Below are 20453 nucleotides of genomic sequence, written 5' to 3'. Positions count from 1 at the left end.
GGCGGCGGCTCCCTGGGGCAGGGGGTCGCCGTCGGCGTGTTCGGGCGTACGGGCGGTGCCGGGCCTCGGGTGGTACGAGGCGGCGGCAGGGCTCGGGTGGTACGGGCCGGCCCCGCCCGCCAAGGCCGGGCACCGCCGCGACGCCCGGCCCCGGAGCCCGTACGAGCCGGAGCCCCGCCCGTACCAGCCGCAACCCCATGCGACCGGAACCTCATGCGTCCGGAACCCCATGCGTCCGGAACCCCGCACGAAGCTCCCCCGGGACCCGGCATAAGTCGACCGTCGTCCGCATTGCACCATGGGGAGTGCACGACGGGGCGTAACGAAGATGTGGGAGTAGGCAACAGTGGTGGACGTCCAGGGCACGGTGGAGTCCGGTTTCGAACCGGTGCGGGACGCCTTCGCGGCCAACTTCGCGCGGCGCGGCGAGCGCGGCGCGGCGGTCTCCGTCTACCGGGACGGCCGCAAGGTCGTCGACCTGTGGGCCGGCGTCCGCGACGGCGACGCACCGCCGACGCCGGGGCCCGCCCCCGAACCCACCCCGGAGCCCGGCGGCGCGGCCACGGCGCCCGCCCCCGAGTCCGGTAACGCAGCCACAGCCCCCGCCCCGGACCCCGCCGCCCCCTGGCTGCCCGGCACCGCGCAGGTCGTGCGGTCGGCGACCAAGGGCGTCGCGGCGGCCGTGCCGCTGCTGCTGCACCAGCGTGGTCTGGTGGACCTCGACGCGCCGGTCGGCACGTACTGGCCGGAGTTCAAGGCGAACGGCAAGGAGCGGGTATTGGTGCGGCACCTGCTGTCGCACCGGGCCGGGCTGCCGGTGCTCGACGCGCCGCTCAGCCCGGAGGCGGCGCTCGACGGCGTGAGCGGCGCGCGGGCGCTGGCCGCGCAGGCGCCCGTGTGGGAGCCGGGCACGGCGCACGGCTACCACGCGCACACCTTCAGTTGGCTGGTCGGCGAGTTGGTGCGGCGGATCACCGGCCGCACCGTCGGCGCCTGGGTGGCCGAGGAGTTCGCCGGGCCGCTCGGACTCGACCTGTGGATCGGGCTGCCGGACGCGGAGCGGGAGCGGGTGGGCCGGATCGCCGCCATCGAGGCGCCCGCGCCGCCGCCCTCGCAGGGCCTGCGCGTACGGGCCAAGCAGAACGTCGCCGACGCGTACCGCGACCCGGACTCGCTGACCCGGCGGGCCTTCCGGGTGGTCGACCCGCTGCCGGACGAGAACGCGCCGGCCTACCGGGCGGCCGAACTCCCCGCGTCGGGCGGCGTCGCCACGGCCCGCGCGCTGGCCAGGTTCTACGCGGCGCTGATCGGCGACGTGGCCGCGGAACAGCCGCCGTCCGGGGCGACGCCCGCGGACCCGTTCGCGCCGGCCGCCCCGCTCCCCGCCGCCCGCCGCCTGTTCGCGCCCGCGACGCTCACCCTGGCCCGTACGGAGGAGTCGGCGGGCCCGGACCGGGTGCTGGTGGTGCAGACCCGGTTCGGCCTCGGGTACATGCTGCACGGCCCGGCGTCGCCGCTGCTGGCGCCCGGCTCGTTCGGCCACCCCGGCCGCGGCGGCTCGCTGGCCTTCGCCGACCCGGAGTCGGGCATCGGCTTCGGTTACGTCACCAACGGCATGCAGCAGAACGTGACGGCCGACCCGCGTGCGCAGGCGCTGGTCCGCGCGGTCCGCCAGAGTCTGGCCTGAACCCGACGGGCCCCCTTGCGGGCCCGCCCGCGCGCGTGCTCGTACGCGCCCTGCGGGGTTCGTGACGCATGAGGTCTCACGCCTGCCGCGTACGGCGTGCGGTTGGCCGGCGCGGTTGACGGGCGCGTAGGGGCACGGCGGCGGCGCGTGCGGCCCTCTTACGGCGGGTGCAGCCGCGCCCTACGCTGCCCGGACGAGTGCGGGTGATCAAGAGCCAGAAGGGCGGCGTGCGATGCGGCGGTTCGAGGGTTACGGCGTACTGCTCACGGGGGCGGGCCGGGGGATCGGCGCGGTGACCGCGCGGCGGTTCGCGGACGAGGGCGGGCAGGTGCTGGTCACCGACCTGGACGGGGCGCGGGCCGAGCGAGCAGCGGCGGAGATCCGCGCGGCGGGCGGCGTCGCGTACGGGCTGGCCTGCGACGTCGCGGACCGGGCGGCGGTGGAGGCGGCCGTGGCGCACGCCGCGGAACGCCTCGGCCGGCTCGATGTGCTGGTCAACAACGCACTGTCCTGCCACCCCGATGCGGCGCGCTTCGAGGACCAGCCGGACGAGGAGTGGGACCGCGACCTGGACATCACGCTGACCGGCGCGTTCCGCTGCGCGCGGGCCGCGCTGCCGCTGCTCGCCGAGGCCGGCGGCCGGGCGTCGATCGTCAACGTCGGCTCCGTCAACGGCGAACAGGACTTCGGCAACCACGCGTACAGCGCGGCCAAGGCGGGCCTCGCCAGCCTGACCCGTACGCTCGCGGGCCGCGCGGCGCCCCGCGGCGTACGGGTCAACCTCGTCGCGCCCGGCACGGTCCGCACGGACGCGTGGGCCGGCCGCGACGAGAGCTTGCGCCGCGCCGCGGCGGCCTACCCGCTGGGCCGGATCGGCGAACCCGCGGACATCGCCGCGGCGATCACGTTTCTCGCTTCGCGCGACGCGGGGTGGATCACGGGGGTGACGCTCCCGGTCGACGGCGGCCTGCTGGTCAGCAACCTCGGCCTCCGGGCCGCCCTGGCGGGCGAGGCTTAGCCCAACACCGCGGCTCAGCTTGGGAAGTCGCCCGCCTTGATGCTGGTGATGAAGGCGTTCCAGGTGGTGGCTTCGAAGGTGAGGGCGGGGCCGTGCGGGTTCTTGCTGTCGCGGACGGGGACGGTGCCGGTGGTGGCGGCGTGGTCGGGGGCCCATTCCACGCACTGGCCACCATCGCCGTCGCTGTAGCTGGACTTCACCCATCGGTGCATTCGTGTTCCCTCCGGATCTGCTGGATGAGGCGCAACGAGTCCGCTTCCGAGGCTGCGGATGCGCGCAGGTGATCAAACCTACCTGCCCAGATTCGTACGGCCTCCTGTGAGTCGTTGATGTGCCCCGTCCCCGTGGTCTCCGCGTAGAGAACGGGCCCTTCGTCCTCCGCTGCTGGCGTCAGCATGGTGAAGGGCCGTCCAGTTGCTGGAGCGCCGGCCCGGAACGGGAACACCTGGACCGTAACGTGCGGTTCCGCTGCCCTCTCTAGCACGTACTCAAGCTGGTCCGCCATGATTTTCGGGCTGCCAACCGGAATCCGGAGCACGGCCTCGTGCACGATCAACCAGAACTGCGGTGGTGAGGGACGGTCCAGAACGGCGCGACGCTCCATCCGGGCGGCCACGCGCGCGTTGATGCCCTCGATGGACTCCCTCGGGTGACTAGCGCGGAAGATCGCTTCCGCGTACTCCGGAGTCTGGAACGCCCCCATCAGGAACGTCGTGGAGAAGTCCGCGATCTCCGCCGCTTCCTTCTCCAACGCAACGTACGGCCGGAACCAGTCGGGGTGCCCGTGCTCGCTGATGCGGTTGCGCAGCCGCTCGAAGTAACCGCTGGTCTTGAAGATGCGGTCGCATGCCTGCGCGAACAGTTCGGAGCCCAGCAGAGCGCCGTTCTCCACGCGCGAGATGTACGTGCGGTCGTACGCAGTCGCAATCGCGAGCTGCGCCTGAGTCATTCCGGCGTACTCGCGCGCGAAGCGCACTTCGCTCCCGAAGTAGGCGATTCCACCGATGGGTTGGCTGGGGATTTCGGTGATCCGAGGCATCATGCTGCGGCCAAGCCTTTCCGCTCTGTGCATGTTCGAGTGAGCGACGTGCGGTCACTGCTTTTGCCCTGTTGAGAGTACGCAGTTTCGGCCGAAGCTGTGAGTGGATGGTCACAACCGGTGACCCACCGATACGGCAGGAATGAAGCGATGCCCCACAGGATGACCCTGAAGGTCTACCGCCAACGCCCCGGCGAACCGCCGACCCCTCTCACCCCCACGACCACCGTCAACATCGACCCAACCACCGTCACCCGCACGGAACTTGAGGACTTCTACCTCCCGACCGCCTGGGGGCCGTGCCGGTGCCCCCGGCACCGTACGGGGCGGTCCGGTGAGTGAGGCGGCCCGAGCCGCCGACGCGCCGCCGGGGGTCGTGGACGGGGAGTCGGGATTCCCTGCGGGATACTCCCGGGCCCTGCACTATGTGCTCACCGGCGAACATGAAATCCACACCGCCGCCGGGATCGTGCTGCGGTTCTTCATCGCCGACCGGGTGCGGCCCGGGGCGGGTGGTGGCGCATGGCGGCCGGTATCCGATCGTGAGTTCCAACTCGCTTACGAAAATTCGCTGTTCGACATGGAAGCGGCGCGGCGGAACGAGATCCGGCCCAATGCGCGGCACGTACAACTCGCCCTGGACACCCTGGTGGGAACGGGCGGGTATTTCTGGTCGGACGGCCGCGCGGAAGCGGGAGTCATGACGGTGAACGGAAAGACGCCCGACGAGTGCGGGTTCGATGTGGCCGAGGCGTGGGAGAACGCCGGATGCGGAGGTGACGCATGAACGAGGAATTGCGGTTACGAGTGGTGCTGTTGGTGTGGAAGCCGCGCGTTGAGGACGAGCCGATGAACCTGTCGGAGGGCTGGCCTCACGTACTCCAGGTGCAACTGTCGAAGGACCGCACCGTCTGGGAACCGCCGGGCGTGGTCGTACGGAACGGCGAGCTGATCGTGGAGGCGATGATGCGGATCGCCAGCACGCTCGGCATGACCCTGCCCAACGTGATCCGCGTACTCGCCGTCGACCAGACCCCGGCGACGGACGACGTGCCCGCCGAGATCGTCCTGATGATGGACGGCGGCTGGTGCACGGACGCCGACCTGCTGGAGATCCCGGACTGCCTCTGCGAACACGAGCGGCACTGCGGCCACCGGCGACGCTGGGCCACCACCCAGCAGGCGTGCGCCAACTACACGGCCCTCGCCATGGCACTCGGCGCGGCCGTCGGCGTGGCCCCCACGTTCATCTTCGAGCGCGTGGAGGAGGACGAGCTGCCGTACGACCCCGCGCACGACATCAACTGAGGGTGCGCTGGGCGCGCTCGGCCACCGCCGGCCGGCGGTCGCCGAGCCCAGCCGCGCCGTCAGCCCGCGCCCAGCCTCAGCCCGCGTGCAGCATCAGGCCGATGCCGGCCACCATCAGGCCGGCCGCGGCGATGCGTACCGTACCGAACCGCTCCTTGAAGAACAGTGCCCCGATCGCCGCGCCCACGATGATGCTGGACTCGCGCAGCGCGGCGATCGGCGCGAGTTGGGCTCGCGTCTGCGCCCACAGCACGAGGCCGTACGCGGCCACCGACAGCACGCCGCCCGCCAGGCCGCGCACGGCGACCGGCCGCAGTTGTGCGCCGAGCGCGCGGCCCCGGGTGGCCAGTGCGTAGGCCGGGATGGCGAAGCCCTCCAGGATCATCAGCCAGCCGATGTAGCCGATCGAGGTGCCGGAGGCGCGTACGCCGACGCCGTCCACGACGGTGTACGCGGCGATCGCCAGGCCCGTGGCGACCGCGGCGGTCAGCGCGGCCCAGTGCGGGCGGGTGCCGGAGCCGCGGATGCCCCACAGGGCGAGGCCGACGAGGCCGGCCGAGGCGAGGGCGACGCCGGCGGTCTGCCAACCGTCCGGGCGCTCGTGGACGAAGACCGCCGCCAGCACGGTCACCACCAGCGGCGCCGTACCGCGGGCGATCGGATACATCTGCCCGAAGTCGCCCAGCCGGAACGAGCGCATCAGCAGCGCCTGGTACGCGATGTGGAGCACGGCCGACGCGATCAGGTACGGCCAGGCGCCGGCGGCCGGCAGCGGTGCCACCGCCGCCATGACCAGGCCACAGAGCAGCCCGCCGCTGGAGACCAGCGTGAACGCGAGCAGTTGGTCCCTGATGCCGTGCGCGATGGCGTTCCAACTCGCGTGCGTGACGGCCGCGGCCAGCACCGCCGCCGCGACGAGCGGCGTCATGCGGGCACCGAGGGGTGGATGGTTGGTTGGCCGTTCGGTTGGGGGGATGGGTGGTGGCTCGGCCGGCCGCCCGACGTCTGGGCTCGCGCGCCGCGCATGCCGGTCGACCTGCGGCCTTTGGTGCAAGGAGGTGCTTGCATGGCCGTCACGTTAACTCAAGTTGTATGGGCCATGCATTGGGGGGTGCGTCACACCGGTCACTCACGTTCGCCCGCGTGGGTACGGGGCGGGTGTGGCGCGGGCGCGGGCAACGAGCACGGGCAACGAGCACGGCGCGGGTGCGGGGCGGAAAACCGCGTGCGGGGCGCGGGCACCGGGTGCGAGGGTGCGGCGCATGACGGACCTATACGAGATCCGCGCGGACTACGACGCCGACACGATCGTGGTCTACCAGGCGTACCCGCCCGCCCTGGCCGACGCGGCGCTGCGCGCGGGCCGCTTCGTCGCGCCGTTCTCCTTCCACCGGATGACCTGGATCAAGCCCTCGCTCCGCTGGCTCATGCACCGCAGCAACTGGGCGCGCAAGCCGGGCCAGGAACGGATACTCGCCGTACGGATCACCCGGCAGGGCTGGGAGGAGGCGCTGTCCCTGGCCGCGCTCACGACGGCGGACCAGACGGCCCTGGCGCGGGCCGCCGTACACGTCCAGTGGGACCCGGAACGCTCACCGCGCGGCGCGGCCCTCAACCACTACAGCATCCAGGTCGGCATCGGCCGCCACCTGATCCGTACGTACGTCGACGATTGGATCGTCAGCCTCACCGACCTCACCCCACAGGTCCGCAAGGTCGCGACACTGACCCACGCCGGGCAGGCCGGCAAGGCGCAGCGGCTGCTGCCGACGGAACGGGTCTATCCGCTGCCCGCGGACCTGGCGGGGCGCATCTGTCGGGGTGGGTGAGGAGTGGAGGGTGGGGGCGGCTCGGGTGGGTGTGGAGCGGGCGGCTGTTGGCTGGGACGGGTGACGCTGGCCGGTCTACGCGGTGGTGGCGATGCCGCCGTCGACGGGGATCACGGCGCCCGTGAGGTAGGCGCCTGCCCGGCTGGCGAGGAACACCGTGACACCCGCCATGTCGTCGTCGCGGCCGATCCGGCGCAGCGGGGCCGCCGCCACGACCGCCTCGCCGAACTCGTCGAGGGCCGCGGCCGTCATCGCCGACCGGAACGGTCCCGGCGCCACGGCGTTCACCGTGACGTGCTGCGGTCCCAGCTCCTTGGCGAGCACTCGGGTGAGTTGGTGCAGTGCGGCCTTGCTGCTGGAGTACGAGTAGTTGGGCCGCTGGGGGACGTGGAGGGCGGCGATGCTGCCGATGTTGATGATCCGCGCGGGATCGTCGGCGGTGCCCGCCTTGCGAAGTGCCGGCAGCAGCGCCTGGACCAGCCAGAACGGCGACTTCAGATTGAGGTCGACGACCGTGTCCCAGGCTTCGTCCGGGAACGTCTCCAACGGCTCGTCCCAGATGGCGCCCGCGTTGTTGACGAGGATGTCGAGGCGCTCCGAGTCGGCGGTGACCAGGTCGGACAGGCGCCGACACTCGTCGTGGCCGGACAGGTCGGCGGGGACGGCCCGCACCTCACCAAAGGCGGAGAGCTGCTCCTGCGCCTGAGCACACGCTGCTGCGTTGCGTGAGCTGATGACCACGCGGGCGCCTGCTTGGAGAAGGCCACGCGCGATCATCATGCCGATGCCTCGCGTACCACCGGTGACGAGCGCGCGCTTCCCCCGCAGATCGAAAAGTTCTGCATGCGTCGTGAAGGGGTTTTCTACCACTTGCCATCTCTCCAGTTGGTCATGCGGGATGATGCGTCGACGCGTTGGCTGTTCGGTTCAGCCTTCGCAACGCTATGACCTTGGAGCACACTCCAAGCAAGCTCATCGGGGTCTCGGCGGACCGCCTGCGCGCAACCGCCTGCGCAACCACTTCGGCGGACCGCCTCCGCAACCACCTCAAGCACCTCCGGCCTGGAGCCACCCGGCAGGGCGAGCGCACGGTCCGCTCTGCGCCGACCGTGCTGGTCACAGCCCGCAATGAACGGCTGTGACCAGCACGTTCACCACACACTCGCTAGGCCGCACCCGGTGTGAGGAGCGTCGCCACGTACTCCGCGAGCTGCACGATCTGGTCGCGTTCCGCGCCGTCGCGGGCCACGTGGAAGCCGTGTCTGCGGCCCCAGAACGCGGCGCGTACGGCGTGTAGTTGGGCCCAGCGCAGGGCGCGGTCCCGGTCGAGTTCGGCCGCCTCGGCGAAGGCGGCGAGCATCCGGTGCAGGGCCCGGCCGAGGTCATCCGCGCTGGCCAGCGGCAGCGCCCGCGAGGTGAGCAGCGCACCGGAGTCGTACGCCGGGTCGCCCACGTAGCCCTTGGGGTCGATCGCCAGCCACGGTTCGCGCTCGGAGCGCAGGACGTTGCGGGTGTGCAGGTCGCCGTGGACCAGGGTCTCCGGCTGGGCCGGGCCCAGCTCGCGTACGGTCGCCGCCGCGACGTCCAGCACCCGGGGAGCTAGCTGGTGCTCCAACTCGCCGGCGTCCTTGGCGAGTCCGTCGGCCCACGGCGCGACGCGGTCGGACAGCCGGGGCAGCCCGGGCGGCGCGGGCACCGCGAGCCGGCGGCTGAGCCGCCCCGCCACGCGCCCGACCTCCTCGCTGTCCGTCAGCTCCGCGAGCGACCCGGGCCCGGCCCGCTCAAGGAGCATCGCGAACCGCGCGTCATCCCGTTCGTACAGCGCCACGGCCCCCTGCCCGCCCCACAGCGCGAACGCGTCGGGCTCGTGCACGTTCCCGGGGTGCGGGAAGGAGATCTTGAGGACGGCGGGGGTGGTGGGCCCCGGGGCGGGGGCGGGGGCGGCCGGGTCGGGGCTGGTGGGCGCGCTCGGGCCGGTGGGCGAGGCTGGGCCGGCGGGTGTGCTGGGGTCGGTGGGCGGGTTCGGGTCGGTGGTCGGCCCGCCGCCCGCGGCCGGTCGCGGGCACCGTACCGGCACGATGAGCCCGACCGCCCCGTGGGTCACCGCACCGTCCGGCACGCATCCCCAGCGACTCAGCAACTCCTCAGTAATGCCCGGCAGTTCGCCGATCCAGTCGGCCCCGGCGGCACCCTCCCGCGCCACGGTGTCCCGAGCGAACTCCTCTGGAATCACGATCATCCGGGCACAGTACGCGGCGGGTGGGGGAGCCCCGGGGGGCGGGGTGCGCGTGTGGTGCGCGCGCTTCGGGCCGTGCGGAGGTCATCCCGTACGGCAGCCAGGTCGTGGTGGGTGGAAAAGGGGCGGCGTCGGGGGCCCGGGCGGGCCTACCCTCCCGGCGGTGACCACACACCACCGCACCAACCGTGCGGCCATCGACCAGTGGAACACCTACCCGCGCGCCGCCATGGAGGCGATGGAACCCGAAGGTGACTTCGCCAAGCGCCATCTGCTCAACCCGGTGCTGTTTCGCCTGCTCGGCGACGTGCGGGGCCGGCGCGTCCTCGACGCGGGGTGCGGCCAGGGGTACTTCAGCCGGCTGTTGGCCGACCGCGGGGCCCACGTCACCGCGGTCGAACCGGCCCGGGCCCTGCTCGACTTCGCCCGCGAGAAGGAGGCCGAGCGCCGCCAGGGCATCCGGTACGTGCACGCCGAACTCGGCCAACCACTGGATGGAGAGGGGGAGTTCGATGTGGTCGTGTGCAGCATGGTGCTGGGGACGGTGCCGGACTGGAAGCCGGCGCTGCGCTCCTGCGTACGGGCCCTGCGCCCCGGCGGGCTGCTCGTGATCTCCCTCAACCACCCGGCGTTCGAGCAACTGCTGAGCACCTGGCGCACTCACGGCGCGTACCGCATCCATCGGTATCTGGAGGAGTACGAGATTCCGCAGACCCACGCCCCCGACTACCACCGGCCGCTCTCCGCCTACCTCAACGAACTGGCCGGCCTGGGCTGTCGGCTCCGCGAACTCGCCGAACCCGGGCTGTCCGTCGCCGCGGCTCGTGACGCCGAGCCCACCACCCCCGGCATCGAGAGCTACACCCAACTCCCCAACTTTGCAGTCATCGCTGCTTCTTTGGAGTGAGGCATTGCCTGGAGTGCGACTTTCACCGGGGTGAGGCTTCCCCGGGGTGGGGCTTCCCCGGGGCGCGGGGGCGCGGGGGCGGGGGCGTACGGCGTCCCCGGCGGGTGGAAAACGAGCGGAAAGGGCGGCGGGGCGGACCCACTCGGTCCGCCCCGCCGCCCCCGGCCTCTCCGGCCGGCCGGCCCCTGCCTACCGCTCAGGCCAGCCGCCCCTACCGCTCCGGCCGGCCCGCCCCGCTCAGCCCGCGCCGAGCAGCGCCGCGACGATCGGGCCCGCCGTGCTGCCGCCGTGGCCGCCCTGCTGGACGACGGCCGCGGCGGCCACGTCGCCGCGGTAGGCGGTGAACCAGCCGTTGGGCTTCTTCTGGCCGTCGACCTCGGCCGAACCCGTCTTCGCCCCGATGTCACCGGTCAGCCCGGACATCGCCTGCGCGCCGGTGCCGGACGTGGCCGTCAGCTTCATCAGCGACTTGAGCTGCCGCATCGTGTCCGGCTTCATCGACCGCGGCGCCTTGGCCAGCGTCCGGCCGTCCAGGCTGGGGGCGACCAGGTACGGCTGGCGGAACGTGCCGGTGCTGGCCGTCGCCGACACCGAAGCCATCGTCAGCGGGTTCATCCGCACTCCGCCCTGGCCGATCAGCGAAGCCGCCTTGCTCGCGTCCTGCTGTACGGGCACCGCGCCGTCGAAGGTGGGCACCCCGGCCTGCCAGTTCAGGCCGAGCCCGAAGACGTCCCGGGCCTCCTTGGTCAGCGCGTCGTCCGACAGCTTCGACGCCTGAGTGATGAAGGCCGTGTTGCAGGAACGCGCGAAGCTCTGGTCGAAGGTGCCGCCCTTTATCTCGAACTCATCGAGGTTCTGGAACTTCCACCCCCCGTACGAAGAGAACTTCGGGCACGGGTGCTCCTTGCCGACCTTCGCCAGCCCCTCGTCGATGAGCAGCGAGGAGGAGACGACCTTCATGGTGGAGCCGGGCGCCAGCGAACCCTGGAGCGCCACGTTGAACCCCTCGGCCGGCGAGTTGGCGAACGCCAACACCTCACCCGTACTCGGCTTGAGCACTACCGCCGACGACTTCGGCTTCTTCGCCACCTGCTGCTCGGCGACCCGCTGGAGCCCGGCGTCCAGCGTCGTCCGCAGCGTCCCCGGCTTGCCCTGCGCGAGCACCTTCAGCGTCTCGTCCGGTGTCTTGCCCGCCCGGTCGATGTACAGCTCCACGCTGGAGGTGCCGCCGGCCTTCGCCCCGTACTTGTCGCGCAGCCCGGCCAGCACGGCCTTCAGCGTCGGGTGCTCGTCGGGCAGGAGTTCCTTGCCGTTGCGGTCAACGGCCTTGATCGGCGGCTTCTTCGCGGGCCCCACCTGGAGCTTGTCGCCGGGTTGCAGCTTGGGGAAGAGCACCGCCGGCTTCCAGTCGACGAGCACCTCGCCGGTCTCCGCGTCCCGCTTGACCGTCAGCGCCGAGTCGTACGTCCAACTCGTCGCCACCCCCTTGTGCGCGACCTGCGCGCTGACGCCGAACGACACCTTCCCGTCGGCCGCGGTCGCGGTCGCTGTCGCGCCGCCGTCCGCCGCCGCGCCGTCCGCTGCCGTGCTGCTCGCCGTCGTGCCGCCTGCCGTCGTGCCGCCCGGCGCCTTCGGCGTCAGCCTGACCTGCTGTACGCCCGCCTTCTTGCGGTAGTCGGTCAGGGCGGCGCGGGCCGCCTGCTCGTCGGTGGTGAGCGCCGCCGCCTTCGCGGCGTCCCCCGCGGACCAGGCCGCGAAGAAGTCCCCCGAGGTGGTCGCTATCTCCTCGGCACTCGGCGGCCCGGTCTTCACCGGAGCGGCCTTCTTGCTCGTTCTGTTCGTCTGTGCGCTCGTGACCGTTTCGTCGTTTGACGAGCCGTCGTCCGAAACCAGGCTGTACGCGCCGTACCCGGCCGCACCCACCACCGCAACGATGACCCCACCAACGACGGTGGCCTTGGCACCACTCCGCATTCGAGAACCCCCACAGTTACTCAGACCCCTCATCAGTTGCTGAAGGGGGCGGCGCCGGGCACTCTACCGGCACTCTTCGTACGCCTTTGCCCGCCCTCCGTGGCGGCCGGGTGGGTTGCTACGGTGCGGGTGAGTGGGCCTGTGAGCAGGTTGGGGAGCACCCCGCTCGCGCGGGGACCACAGCTCCATGACGCCTATGGTCATTTCGACCGTCGGACCATCCCCGCTCGCGCGGGGAGTTCCCGAGCTAGATCCACGTATCGAGCCACATCCGGTCCCGCCACGAATCCAGCGGAATCGGCTGCCCCGTGTAGATCGGGAAGAAGTAGATGAAGTTCCACACGATGAGCAGGACCAGGGCGCCCGTGGTGGCCACGCCGATCACGCGGCGGCGTTCGCTGGCGCCCTGCGGGCCGAGGATCGCGCCCAGCAGCATCGCCACCGCCAGGCACAGGAACGGGACGAAGACCACCGCGTAGAAGGAGAAGATCGTGCGGTCCTGGTAGGCGAACCAGGGCAGCAGGCCCGCGCCCGCGCCGCACAGGACGGCACCGGCGCGCCAGTCGCGGCGCAGGGCCCAGCGGTAGAGCAGGTAGAGGAGGGCGAAGCAGGCCGTCCACCACAGCAGCGGCGTGCCAAGGGCGAGCACCTCGCGGGCGCACTTGCCCGCGGCGTCGGCTGGGCAGCCGTCCTCGCCCGGCTTGGGCGACTCGTAGAAGTAGGAGACCGGGCGCGACTGGACCAGCCAACTCCACGGGTTGGACTGGTAGGTGTGCGGCGCGTCCAGGCCCACGTGGAAGTCGTAGACCTCCTTCTCGTAGTGCCACAGGCTGCGCAGCGGGTTGAGCAGCCAGGCGAACGCGCCGTCCGACGAGTGGCCGCCGTCGGTCTCGGCCCAGTGCCGGAAGTAGCCGCTGCGCTGCCAGCCGAGTTCCTCGGAGAAGCTGCCGCTGGCGCGGAACCAGCCGGTCCAGGAGGCGACGTAGGTGACGAGCGCGACCGGCACGGTGGCCAGGAACGCCCACGGCACGTCGCGGCGCAGGGCCGTGCGGTACGGGTGCCAGGCGCCGGCGATGCGTCGCGCGCCCACGTCCCAGACGACCGTCATCAGGCCGAACGCGGCCAGCACGTACAGGCCGTTCCACTTGGTGCCGCAGGCGAGGCCGAGGCAGACACCGGCGGCGATGCGCCACGGGCGCCAGCCGAGGCCGAGCCGTTCGGCGATGTCGGCATCGGGCCTGGCCAGGCCGTCGGAGCCGACCGGCAGGGCCGCGGCGAGGCGGGCCCTGGCCTGGTCCCGGTCGATCAGCAGGGCGCCGAACGCGGCCAGGATGAAGAACATCAGCACCAGGTCGAGCAGGGCGGTGCGGCTCATCACGAAGTGCAGTCCGTCCACCGCGAGCAGCCCGCCCGCCAGGCAGCCGAGGACCGTGGAGCGGAACAGCCGGCGGCCGATGCGGCACAGCATCAACACCGAGAGCGTGCCGAGCAGCGCCACCATGAAGCGCCAGCCGAAGGGTTCGAGGCCGAAGAACTTCTCGCCCAGCGCGATGACCCACTTGCCGACCGGTGGGTGCACCACGTACGCGGGCGCCTCGCTGAGCGCGATCTGTTGCGGGGTCTCCAGGAGCTTGCCGTTGGCGTCCTTGGACCAGGTGCCCTCGTACCCGTACTGGAGCAGCGACCAGGCGTCCTTGGCGTAGTACGTCTCGTCGAATATCACCGCGTTCGGGCTGCCGAGCCGCCAGAACCTGAGCAGCCCGGCGAACAGCGCGACCAGCAGCGGCCCGCCCCAGCCCGTCCAGCGGGCCAGCCGGGCCGCGGTCGCGGGGCCGAGGCCGAGCGCCGTCCACAGCCGGGTGCCCGGCTCGGGGAACGGCGGTGCCAGCCGGTCACGGACGTCGGTCCGCGCCCGGCCCTGATAGCCGAATCGGCGCAGCCTGAGCTGCCAGGGCAGCGGCTGTTCGTCGGCGGCTCGGCCCTCTCGGGCCCCGGTCGCGGTGTCAATCGTCACCGCGCCATCGTAGGGAACGTCCCCGGGCCAGTCGTGGGTGCGGCGTCCATGGGCCGTGTCCGGTGGGTTGTGGGGGCGGGGTTACGGGCGTCCCGCGGGGGTGCGGTGACGGGCGTCCCGGGGGGGCGGTGATTGGGCGTCCCGCGGGGGCCGCGTCGGCTCTGCCTTATCCCCCGGGGCGCCTCGCGCGGGCGGGTGCGGCCCACGGACGGGGGCGAGCTGTGCGCGGACGGTGGGGCGCCTCGCGCGCGGGCGCGTGCGGGGCTCGCCCGGGCCGGCCCGTACGGCTGCGAGGATGGGCGGGTGACTGGAACGGTGACTGGAACGCTCGTGCTCGCAGGGACCCCGATCGGCGACCTGGCCGACGCGCCGCCGCGGCTGGCCGCCGAGCTGGCCGCGGCCGAGGTGATCGCAGCCGAGGACACCCGGCGGCTGCGCCGGCTGACGCAGGCGCTCGACGTGCGCACGACCGCCCGGGTCGTCTCGTACTTCGAGGGCAACGAGTCGGCCCGCACGCCCGACCTGGTGGCGGCGCTCGAAGCGGGCGCGCGGGTGCTGCTCGTCACCGACGCGGGCATGCCGTCGGTCTCCGACCCCGGCTACCGGCTGGTCGCCGCGGCCGTCGAGCGGGACATCAAGGTGACCGCCGTGCCCGGCCCGTCCGCCGTGCTGACCGCGCTGGCCGTCTCCGGGCTGCCGGTGGACCGGTTCTGCTTCGAGGGGTTCCCGCCGCGCAAGGCGGGCGAGCGGCTCGGTCGGCTGCGGGAGGTCGCGGACGAGCGGCGCACCCTCGTGTACTTCGAGTCGCCGCACCGGGTGGCCGAGACGCTGGGCGCGATGGCCGAGGCGTTCGGCGCGCAGCGGCGCGCGGCCGTCTGCCGCGAGCTGACCAAGACGTACGAGGAGGTCAAGCGGGGCCCGCTGGGCGAACTCGCGCAGTGGGCGGCGGACGGCGAGATGCGCGGCGAGTTCACCCTCGTCGTCGAGGGCGCCCCGGCGCCCGGCCCGGCCGACCTCACCCCCGCCGAACTGGCCCGCCGGGTCGCGGTGCGCGAGGAGGAGGCGGGCGAGCGCCGCAAGGAGGCGATCGCGGCGGTCGCCGCGGAGACCGGGCTGCCCAAGCGGGAGGTGTTCGACGCGGTGGTGGCGGCGAAGAACGCGGTGCGGGGCGTCACGGGCTGACGCGGGTGGTGGGCCTCGCGCCCCGCCCCGAGTGACGAATACTGCCCCCGCGCGGCGATCTAAAAAGCCGCCCGGTAAATGTCCGGCGGGAAATAAGATGGCCATAAGGTGACGCCCGTTACCCTATTTATCGATGCCGTGGCGAAGTCGTCGTCGGGCTGTTACCGAATTTGCCGTCGCATACTCGGCTGAAGGCTCGGTGGGGTCCGGCACCCCTTTATCGGCAGGTCGGCGCTGGGGCTCGGATGAGCGAGTGCGCCCCGAGGATGAGCGCCTATCCTGCGGAAACGTGTTCACCCGGGCGATCGGGTGGTGCCGCAGGAAGCCCGTGGAAGGTAAAAGGGAAGCCGCCCAAAGCAAAGCGATGGTCGCGTCGTTGGGCCTTTTGGCACGGGGAATTCAAATCTGGCCCAAGGAGCCGGCAGGGCTGCTGCGCTTCGATGCCCGGGGGAGTCCACTGGAGGCGGGGGAAATTCCCTCACCCCTGAAGGCTTGTCCTACGGACAAGAGGAGCTGCCATGAGCGAAACCGCAGGAACCACGGCCGGTAGCCACTCCATAGCCAAGGCCCCGGCCCGGACGCAGATCCCCGCGTACGCCGCTCCGGCCGCCGAACCCGTCGCCCACGAGGCGTACGCGTTCGCCTGCCTGCACTGCGGGCACGGCTGGGAGCAGGCGTACGAGATCGAGCACCACGTGGATGCCCTGGGGCAGCCGTACGTGAGCTACCACGCGGACGGCGAGCGGGTGCCCTCGCCGCTCACCAAGCCGACCTGCCTGAACTGCGGCGCGCACCTGCTGCGCATCATGCGGTCGGGCCAGGTCTCCTCCGCCTGCGAGGCCATGTCGCACGGGCGCACGGGGGCCAAGTCGCCGACCGGCCGGGCCGCCGCCGACCACCACTGGCACCTCGCGGACCTCTGGCCGTTCCACCGCAAGTAGCCGCACGGCCGCGGGTGGGGGTGCCCGCGGGGAGGACCGTGGGCTGACCGCGTGCCGGCGGGGCCCGGGGAGTGCACGGTGCGGTGGCCCGCGCCACCGGGCCACCGGCCCGGACGGGAGCACTCCGCCGGAGCTGCCCCGCCGCGCGCGGCCCCGGCACGTACGGGAGGCCGCGCGGAAGACCGCGCGCGGGTTCGCGGATGCCCGGGCCACGCCGCCCGTCGGGGCGGCAGCCGGGTGGACCCGCGCACGGGGCTCCGTACCGGAGTACCGCGGGGTGGGGTGCGCCGCCGCGGCCTCCGTACGTACGTGCACGGGACTGCCGCGCTGGCCTCGCACGCACGCACGCGGGCGGGCACGCGCGAAGGCGCACACGTGCGGTGCGGCGCATCCGTACGTGCAGTCCGTACGTGCAGTCCGTACGCGCAGTCTGTACGCGCGGTGGCACCCACCGCCCATCACGCGCCCACCACGCGGGCGCGCGCACGCGAGGGAGTGTCGGTGCCAGCCCCTGGCACACGGCACGTCGGGGGCGCGGCGGGGGCGCTCATACAATCGCGACCATGGCGGAATCGGCACACACCAGCGGTAACGGCGGCGCGGCCCCCACGCGAGGCGGCGGGCAGGGCGCGGCGGACGAGCGGCGTGCGGGCGGGCCGGGCGCCCCGGTGGCCGGCGGCTCCGAGCCCCGTTCTGCGACTGCCCCCGGGACTGCCCCCGCGACCGCCCCCGCGGCCGGTTCCGACGGCGCCCGCCCGGAGCCGGGCCAGAAGAACCGCGCCAAGACGGACGGCGCCAAGGCGGACGGCGCCAAGACGGGCCGTGCGAAGGCAGACCGCGACAAGGACGTCCCGCCGCCGCTCCCGGAGCCGCTGCGGGTCCCGGTCGCCGACTCGCACACCCACCTCGACATGCAGCAGGGCACGGTCGCCGACGCGCTCGCCAAGGCCGCTTCCGTCGGCGTGCACACCGTCATTCAGGTCGGTTGCGACGTGGCGGGCTCGCGCTGGGCCGCGGAGACGGCCGCCGCGTACGAGCCCGTGTGGGCCGCCGTCGCGCTGCACCCCAACGAGGCCCCGCGCCTCGTGCTCGGCGACCCCGAACCGCCGGCGGGCGGCCGGCCGCGGCCGGTGCGCGCGCCGGGTGGCGATGCGGCCCTCGACGCGGCGCTCGCCGAGATCGACGCGCTCGCCGCGCTCCCGCAGGTGCGCGGCGTCGGCGAGACCGGCCTCGACCACTTCCGCACCGGCCCGGAGGGGATGGCCGCGCAGGAGTACTCGTTCCGGCGGCACATCGACATCGCCAAGCGGCACGGCAAGGCGCTCGTCATCCACGACCGCGAGGCCCACGCCGACGTGCTGCGGGTGTTGCAGGAGGAGGGCGCGCCGGAGACCGTCGTCTTCCACTGCTACTCGGGCGACGCCGCGATGGCCGAGGTCTGCGCCCGGCACGGCTACTACCTGTCCTTCGCCGGCAACGTCACCTTCAAGAACGCCCAGCCGCTGCGCGACGCCCTCGCCGTGGCCCCGCTCGACCGCATCCTGGTCGAGACGGACGCCCCGTTCCTGACCCCGATGCCCTACCGGGGCCGCCCGAACGCGCCCTACCTGATCCCGCTCACCCTGCGCGCGATGGCCGAGGTGCGCGGCATCGACGAGGACGCCCTCGCGACGGCGGTGGCAGCCAACACGGCGCGCGCCTTCGCCTACTGAGCGCGTCAGCCGCGCGGCGCCCCCTCTCGTACGCCTCGTCTCGTACGGCCCGCCCCGTGCGGCCGTGCGGGGCCAAGCGATGTCGCGTCCTCGCGCGCGTACGCGGGCGGTGTCGTACGAGCTGTCGTCGCGCGGTTGCCGGGCGGGCGCACGTACGGATCGGGGCGTGGGAGCAGAACCCCGGCGCCGGGGGCCGCGGGGCGCGGCGCGGACGTCGTACGCGGGCCTTGCGGAGGCCGCTCGGGTGCCGGGCCGAGGTGGGGGCCGTGGGGCGGCCGTAAACTCAAGCGGTGAGCTCCACCCCTGACGCCGATGACCGCGCCGGTGCCCCCGGCCCCGCGACGCCGCCCGCCGACCCCGCCGCACCGCACGCGGACGCGGCGGCCGTAGCCACCCCGGGCACCACCCCGGACGCGGCCCCGGACGCCGCCCCGGGCGGCCACCCGACCGCCGACGACCGTACGGCCGATGCGCTGCTCGGCCCGGCCGACGTGCGGGAGCTGGCCGCCGCGCTCGGCGTGCGGCCCACCAAGCAGCGCGGCCAGAACTTCGTGATCGACGCCAACACGGTGCGCCGCATCATCCGCACCGCTGAGGTACGGCCGGACGACACCGTCGTGGAGGTCGGCCCGGGGCTCGGCTCGCTGACGCTGGCGCTGCTTGAGGCAGCCGAGTGGGTCACGGCGGTGGAGATCGACGACGTGCTCGCCGGCGCGCTGCCGACGACCGTGGCGGCCAGGCTGCCGCACCGGGCCGACCACTTCGCGCTGGTCCACTCCGACGCCATGCAGGTCACCGAGCTCCCCGGGCCGCCGCCCAGCGCGCTCGTCGCCAACCTGCCGTACAACGTCGCCGTGCCCGTCCTGCTGCACATGCTCGCGACCTTCCCGACCATCGAGCGGACCCTGGTGATGGTGCAGGCCGAGGTGGCCGACCGGCTCGCCGCGCCGCCCGGGTCCAAGGTGTACGGGGTGCCCTCGGTGAAGGCCGCCTGGTACGCGGAGGTCAAGCGGGCCGGGTCGATCGGGCGCAACGTCTTCTGGCCGGCGCCCAACGTCGACTCCGGCCTGGTCTCGCTGGTGCGGCGGACCGAGCCGGTGCGCACATCGGCGACCAGGCGGCAGGTGTTCGCGGTGGTCGACGCCGCCTTCGCGCAGCGCCGCAAGACGCTCCGGGCCGCGCTCGCCGGCTGGGCGGGTTCGGCCGCCGCCGCCGAGGCCGCGCTCGTCGCCGCCGGCGTCTCGCCGCAGGCCCGCGGCGAATCGCTGACGGTGGAGGAGTTCGCGGCGATCGCGGAACACGGGCCGCGGGGCTGAGCCTCGCGCGCGTGCGGGCCCGCGCGAACCCGGACCCCGCCCCTGCGCGTGCCCGTACGGTCCCCGCGTACCCCACGCCCCGTACGCACCTGACCGCTTCGCGCGCACCCGCGCGGGGGACCGCACCCGCGCACGGGACCGCACCCGCATCCGGGGCCGCGCCCGCGCGCGGGCGACCGCGCCTTCCGCTGAGACGGCGGTCAGCCGCGCGGCACCGGAAGTCCGTAGGGTGCGAGCACCACCAATCGCCGCCGCCCGCCCGCGCGGTGGCCACGGAACCGAGGAGCCAACAGCCCGTGATCGACTCCATCGCCGTCCGCGTCCCGGCCAAGGTCAATGCCCAGCTCGCGGTGGGTGGCCGCCGGCCGGACGGGTTCCACGACCTGGCCAACGTCTTCTTCGCCGTCGGCCTGTACGACCAGGTCACGGCCACCCCGGCCGACGAACTGCGGATCACCGTCGAGGGGCCGGACGCCGACCAGGTGCCGTGCGACCGCACGAACCTCGCCGCCAGGGCCGCCGAACTGCTGGCTGCCAGGCACGGCGTCGAACCGCGGGTGCACCTGCACATCACCAAGGACATCCCGGTGGCCGGCGGCATGGCCGGCGGCAGCGCGGACGGCGCCGGTGCGCTGCTGGCCTGCGACGCCCTGTGGGGCACCGGCGCCTCCCGCGCCGAACTCCTGGAGATCTGCGCCGAACTCGGCAGCGACGTGCCGTTCAGCCTGGTCGGCGGGGCGGCGCTGGGCCGCGGCCGAGGCGAACTGCTCACCCCGCTCACCGTCGGCGGCACCTTCCACTGGGTCTTCGCCGTCGCCGACGGCGGCCTGTCCACCCCCGCCGTCTACGGCGAGTGCGACCGGCTGCGCGCCGCGCACGGCCCCGGCGACACCACCGCCGACGTGCCCGACCCCGAGCCGTCGGCCGCCCTGCTCGACGCGCTGCGCGCGGGCGACGTGACCGCGCTGGCCGCGGCGCTGACGGCCGGCCCCGGCGGTTCGAGCAACGACCTCCAGGCCGCGGCCCTCTCGCTGCGGCCCTCACTCGCCGACACGCTGCACGCCGGCACGACCGCCGGCTCCCTCGCAGCGCTGGTCTCCGGGTCCGGCCCCACTTGCGCCTTCCTGGCCAAGGACGCGGCCGGCGCGGAACAGGTCGCCGCGGCCCTCATCGCCTCGGGCACCTGCCGCACCGCCCGGGTGGCCGCCGGCCCCGCCCCCGGTGCCACGCTGGTCGGCGGGGCCGGCCCGGTGGCCCCGTAACCCGCGCCGACGTGGCGCCGCGGCGCCC

19 protein-coding genes are annotated in these 20453 nt (G+C 73.4%); 12 read left to right on the top strand and 7 right to left on the bottom strand.

Annotated elements, in window-relative coordinates; all coding sequences use genetic code 11:
* Nucleotides 1-349 precede the first annotated feature (349 nt).
* Nucleotides 350-1687: a serine hydrolase domain-containing protein gene (locus ACMA1D_RS23275; protein ID WP_414725952.1), complete on the top strand. Its 1338-nt coding sequence runs from the start codon at nucleotides 350-352 to the stop codon at nucleotides 1685-1687.
* A gap of 232 nt (nucleotides 1688-1919) precedes the next feature.
* Nucleotides 1920-2705: an SDR family NAD(P)-dependent oxidoreductase gene (locus ACMA1D_RS23270; protein WP_414725951.1), complete on the top strand. Its 786-nt coding sequence runs from the start codon at nucleotides 1920-1922 to the stop codon at nucleotides 2703-2705.
* 14 nt (nucleotides 2706-2719) lie between these two features.
* Here the strand turns inward: ACMA1D_RS23270 and ACMA1D_RS23265 are convergent, their stop codons facing one another.
* Both ACMA1D_RS23265 and ACMA1D_RS23260 read right to left on the bottom strand, forming a co-directional pair.
* The gene (locus ACMA1D_RS23265) at nucleotides 2720-2917 is read right to left on the bottom strand and encodes a DUF397 domain-containing protein (protein ID WP_414725950.1); all 198 of its coding nucleotides are present in this window, start codon (nucleotides 2915-2917) and stop codon (nucleotides 2720-2722) included.
* On the bottom strand, nucleotides 2902-3747 hold the full coding sequence (locus ACMA1D_RS23260; RefSeq protein WP_414725949.1) for a helix-turn-helix domain-containing protein: 846 nt from the start codon (nucleotides 3745-3747) through the stop codon (nucleotides 2902-2904). Before ACMA1D_RS23260 ends, ACMA1D_RS23265 begins: the two co-directional genes overlap by 16 nt.
* A 147-nt stretch (nucleotides 3748-3894) precedes the next feature.
* Between ACMA1D_RS23260 and ACMA1D_RS23255 the strand changes: the two genes are divergently transcribed.
* From ACMA1D_RS23255 to ACMA1D_RS23245, 3 genes are all read left to right on the top strand, one after another.
* Complete coding sequence (locus tag ACMA1D_RS23255) at nucleotides 3895-4086, top strand: hypothetical protein (RefSeq protein ID WP_414725948.1); 192 nt, start codon at nucleotides 3895-3897, stop codon at nucleotides 4084-4086.
* Between the two features lie 85 nt (nucleotides 4087-4171).
* A complete protein-coding gene (locus tag ACMA1D_RS23250; protein ID WP_414725947.1) occupies nucleotides 4172-4531 on the top strand; it encodes a hypothetical protein in 360 nt (119 codons plus the stop codon).
* Nucleotides 4528-5052, top strand: coding sequence for a hypothetical protein (locus ACMA1D_RS23245; RefSeq protein WP_414725946.1), 525 nt, complete (start codon nucleotides 4528-4530; stop codon nucleotides 5050-5052). Before ACMA1D_RS23250 ends, ACMA1D_RS23245 begins: the two co-directional genes overlap by 4 nt.
* Nucleotides 5053-5128: 76 nt before the next feature.
* Here ACMA1D_RS23245 and ACMA1D_RS23240 read toward each other — a convergent pair whose 3' ends face one another.
* Nucleotides 5129-5980, bottom strand: a complete 852-nt coding sequence (locus ACMA1D_RS23240; RefSeq protein WP_414725945.1) for an EamA family transporter — start codon at nucleotides 5978-5980, stop codon at nucleotides 5129-5131.
* 334 nt (nucleotides 5981-6314) lie between these two features.
* Here ACMA1D_RS23240 and ACMA1D_RS23235 point away from each other — a divergent pair, with 334 nt between their 5' ends.
* A complete protein-coding gene (locus tag ACMA1D_RS23235; RefSeq protein ID WP_414725944.1) occupies nucleotides 6315-6881 on the top strand; it encodes a DUF4291 domain-containing protein in 567 nt (188 codons plus the stop codon).
* Between the two features lie 75 nt (nucleotides 6882-6956).
* Here ACMA1D_RS23235 and ACMA1D_RS23230 read toward each other — a convergent pair whose 3' ends face one another.
* Nucleotides 6957-7751 carry an SDR family oxidoreductase gene (locus ACMA1D_RS23230; RefSeq protein WP_414725943.1) on the bottom strand — a complete coding sequence of 265 codons (795 nt, stop codon included), beginning with the start codon at nucleotides 7749-7751 and terminating at the stop codon, nucleotides 6957-6959.
* A gap of 295 nt (nucleotides 7752-8046) precedes the next feature.
* The gene (locus tag ACMA1D_RS23225; protein WP_414725942.1) at nucleotides 8047-9120 is read right to left on the bottom strand and encodes an aminoglycoside phosphotransferase family protein; all 1074 of its coding nucleotides are present in this window, start codon (nucleotides 9118-9120) and stop codon (nucleotides 8047-8049) included.
* A gap of 160 nt (nucleotides 9121-9280) precedes the next feature.
* Between ACMA1D_RS23225 and ACMA1D_RS23220 the strand changes: the two genes are divergently transcribed.
* Nucleotides 9281-10024 (top strand): class I SAM-dependent methyltransferase, encoded by a 744-nt coding sequence (locus ACMA1D_RS23220; protein ID WP_414725941.1) that lies wholly within the window; start codon nucleotides 9281-9283, stop codon nucleotides 10022-10024.
* A 237-nt stretch (nucleotides 10025-10261) separates the two neighbouring features.
* Here the strand turns inward: ACMA1D_RS23220 and ACMA1D_RS23215 are convergent, their stop codons facing one another.
* Together ACMA1D_RS23215 and ACMA1D_RS23210 are read right to left on the bottom strand one after the other, a co-directional pair.
* Nucleotides 10262-11998, bottom strand: a complete 1737-nt coding sequence (locus ACMA1D_RS23215) for a penicillin-binding transpeptidase domain-containing protein (RefSeq protein WP_414725940.1) — start codon at nucleotides 11996-11998, stop codon at nucleotides 10262-10264.
* A 247-nt stretch (nucleotides 11999-12245) separates the two neighbouring features.
* Nucleotides 12246-14012 (bottom strand): dolichyl-phosphate-mannose--protein mannosyltransferase, encoded by a 1767-nt coding sequence (locus ACMA1D_RS23210; protein WP_414725939.1) that lies wholly within the window; start codon nucleotides 14010-14012, stop codon nucleotides 12246-12248.
* A gap of 315 nt (nucleotides 14013-14327) precedes the next feature.
* Between ACMA1D_RS23210 and rsmI the strand changes: the two genes are divergently transcribed.
* From rsmI to ACMA1D_RS23185, 5 genes are all read left to right on the top strand, one after another.
* The gene (rsmI, locus tag ACMA1D_RS23205; protein WP_414725938.1) at nucleotides 14328-15194 is read left to right on the top strand and encodes a 16S rRNA (cytidine(1402)-2'-O)-methyltransferase; all 867 of its coding nucleotides are present in this window, start codon (nucleotides 14328-14330) and stop codon (nucleotides 15192-15194) included.
* Nucleotides 15195-15712: 518 nt separating this feature from the next.
* The gene (locus tag ACMA1D_RS23200) at nucleotides 15713-16135 is read left to right on the top strand and encodes a hypothetical protein (RefSeq protein WP_414725937.1); all 423 of its coding nucleotides are present in this window, start codon (nucleotides 15713-15715) and stop codon (nucleotides 16133-16135) included.
* Nucleotides 16136-17007: 872 nt separating this feature from the next.
* Nucleotides 17008-17847, top strand: coding sequence for a TatD family hydrolase (locus ACMA1D_RS23195; protein WP_414725992.1), 840 nt, complete (start codon nucleotides 17008-17010; stop codon nucleotides 17845-17847).
* Nucleotides 17848-18320: 473 nt separating this feature from the next.
* Nucleotides 18321-19163, top strand: a complete 843-nt coding sequence (gene rsmA / locus ACMA1D_RS23190) for a 16S rRNA (adenine(1518)-N(6)/adenine(1519)-N(6))-dimethyltransferase RsmA (protein ID WP_414725991.1) — start codon at nucleotides 18321-18323, stop codon at nucleotides 19161-19163.
* A gap of 296 nt (nucleotides 19164-19459) precedes the next feature.
* The gene (locus tag ACMA1D_RS23185) at nucleotides 19460-20425 is read left to right on the top strand and encodes a 4-(cytidine 5'-diphospho)-2-C-methyl-D-erythritol kinase (protein WP_414725936.1); all 966 of its coding nucleotides are present in this window, start codon (nucleotides 19460-19462) and stop codon (nucleotides 20423-20425) included.
* Nucleotides 20426-20453: the final 28 nt, after the last annotated feature.

This window comes from Streptomyces sp. 796.1, assembly GCF_047525675.1.
Taxonomy (GTDB): domain Bacteria; phylum Actinomycetota; class Actinomycetes; order Streptomycetales; family Streptomycetaceae; genus Streptomyces.
The sequence above is the reverse complement of the archived record's forward strand: the minus strand, read 5'-3'. Positions and strand labels throughout refer to the sequence as shown.

Bases quoted from the DNA above. Each gene is read 5' to 3' on its own strand.
- ACMA1D_RS23270 (WP_414725951.1), top strand. From the start codon at position 1,920: ATGCGGCGGTTCGAGGGTTACGGCGTACTGCTCACGGGGGCGGGCCGG.
- ACMA1D_RS23265 (WP_414725950.1), bottom strand. From the start codon at position 2,917: ATGCACCGATGGGTGAAGTCCAGCTACAGCGACGGCGATGGTGGCCAG.
- ACMA1D_RS23260 (WP_414725949.1), bottom strand. From the start codon at position 3,747: ATGATGCCTCGGATCACCGAAATCCCCAGCCAACCCATCGGTGGAATC.
- ACMA1D_RS23255 (WP_414725948.1), top strand. From the start codon at position 3,895: ATGCCCCACAGGATGACCCTGAAGGTCTACCGCCAACGCCCCGGCGAA.
- ACMA1D_RS23245 (WP_414725946.1), top strand. From the start codon at position 4,528: ATGAACGAGGAATTGCGGTTACGAGTGGTGCTGTTGGTGTGGAAGCCG.
- ACMA1D_RS23240 (WP_414725945.1), bottom strand. From the start codon at position 5,980: ATGACGCCGCTCGTCGCGGCGGCGGTGCTGGCCGCGGCCGTCACGCAC.
- ACMA1D_RS23235 (WP_414725944.1), top strand. From the start codon at position 6,315: ATGACGGACCTATACGAGATCCGCGCGGACTACGACGCCGACACGATC.
- ACMA1D_RS23225 (WP_414725942.1), bottom strand. From the start codon at position 9,120: ATGATCGTGATTCCAGAGGAGTTCGCTCGGGACACCGTGGCGCGGGAG.
- ACMA1D_RS23215 (WP_414725940.1), bottom strand. From the start codon at position 11,998: ATGCGGAGTGGTGCCAAGGCCACCGTCGTTGGTGGGGTCATCGTTGCG.
- ACMA1D_RS23200 (WP_414725937.1), top strand. From the start codon at position 15,713: ATGAGCGAAACCGCAGGAACCACGGCCGGTAGCCACTCCATAGCCAAG.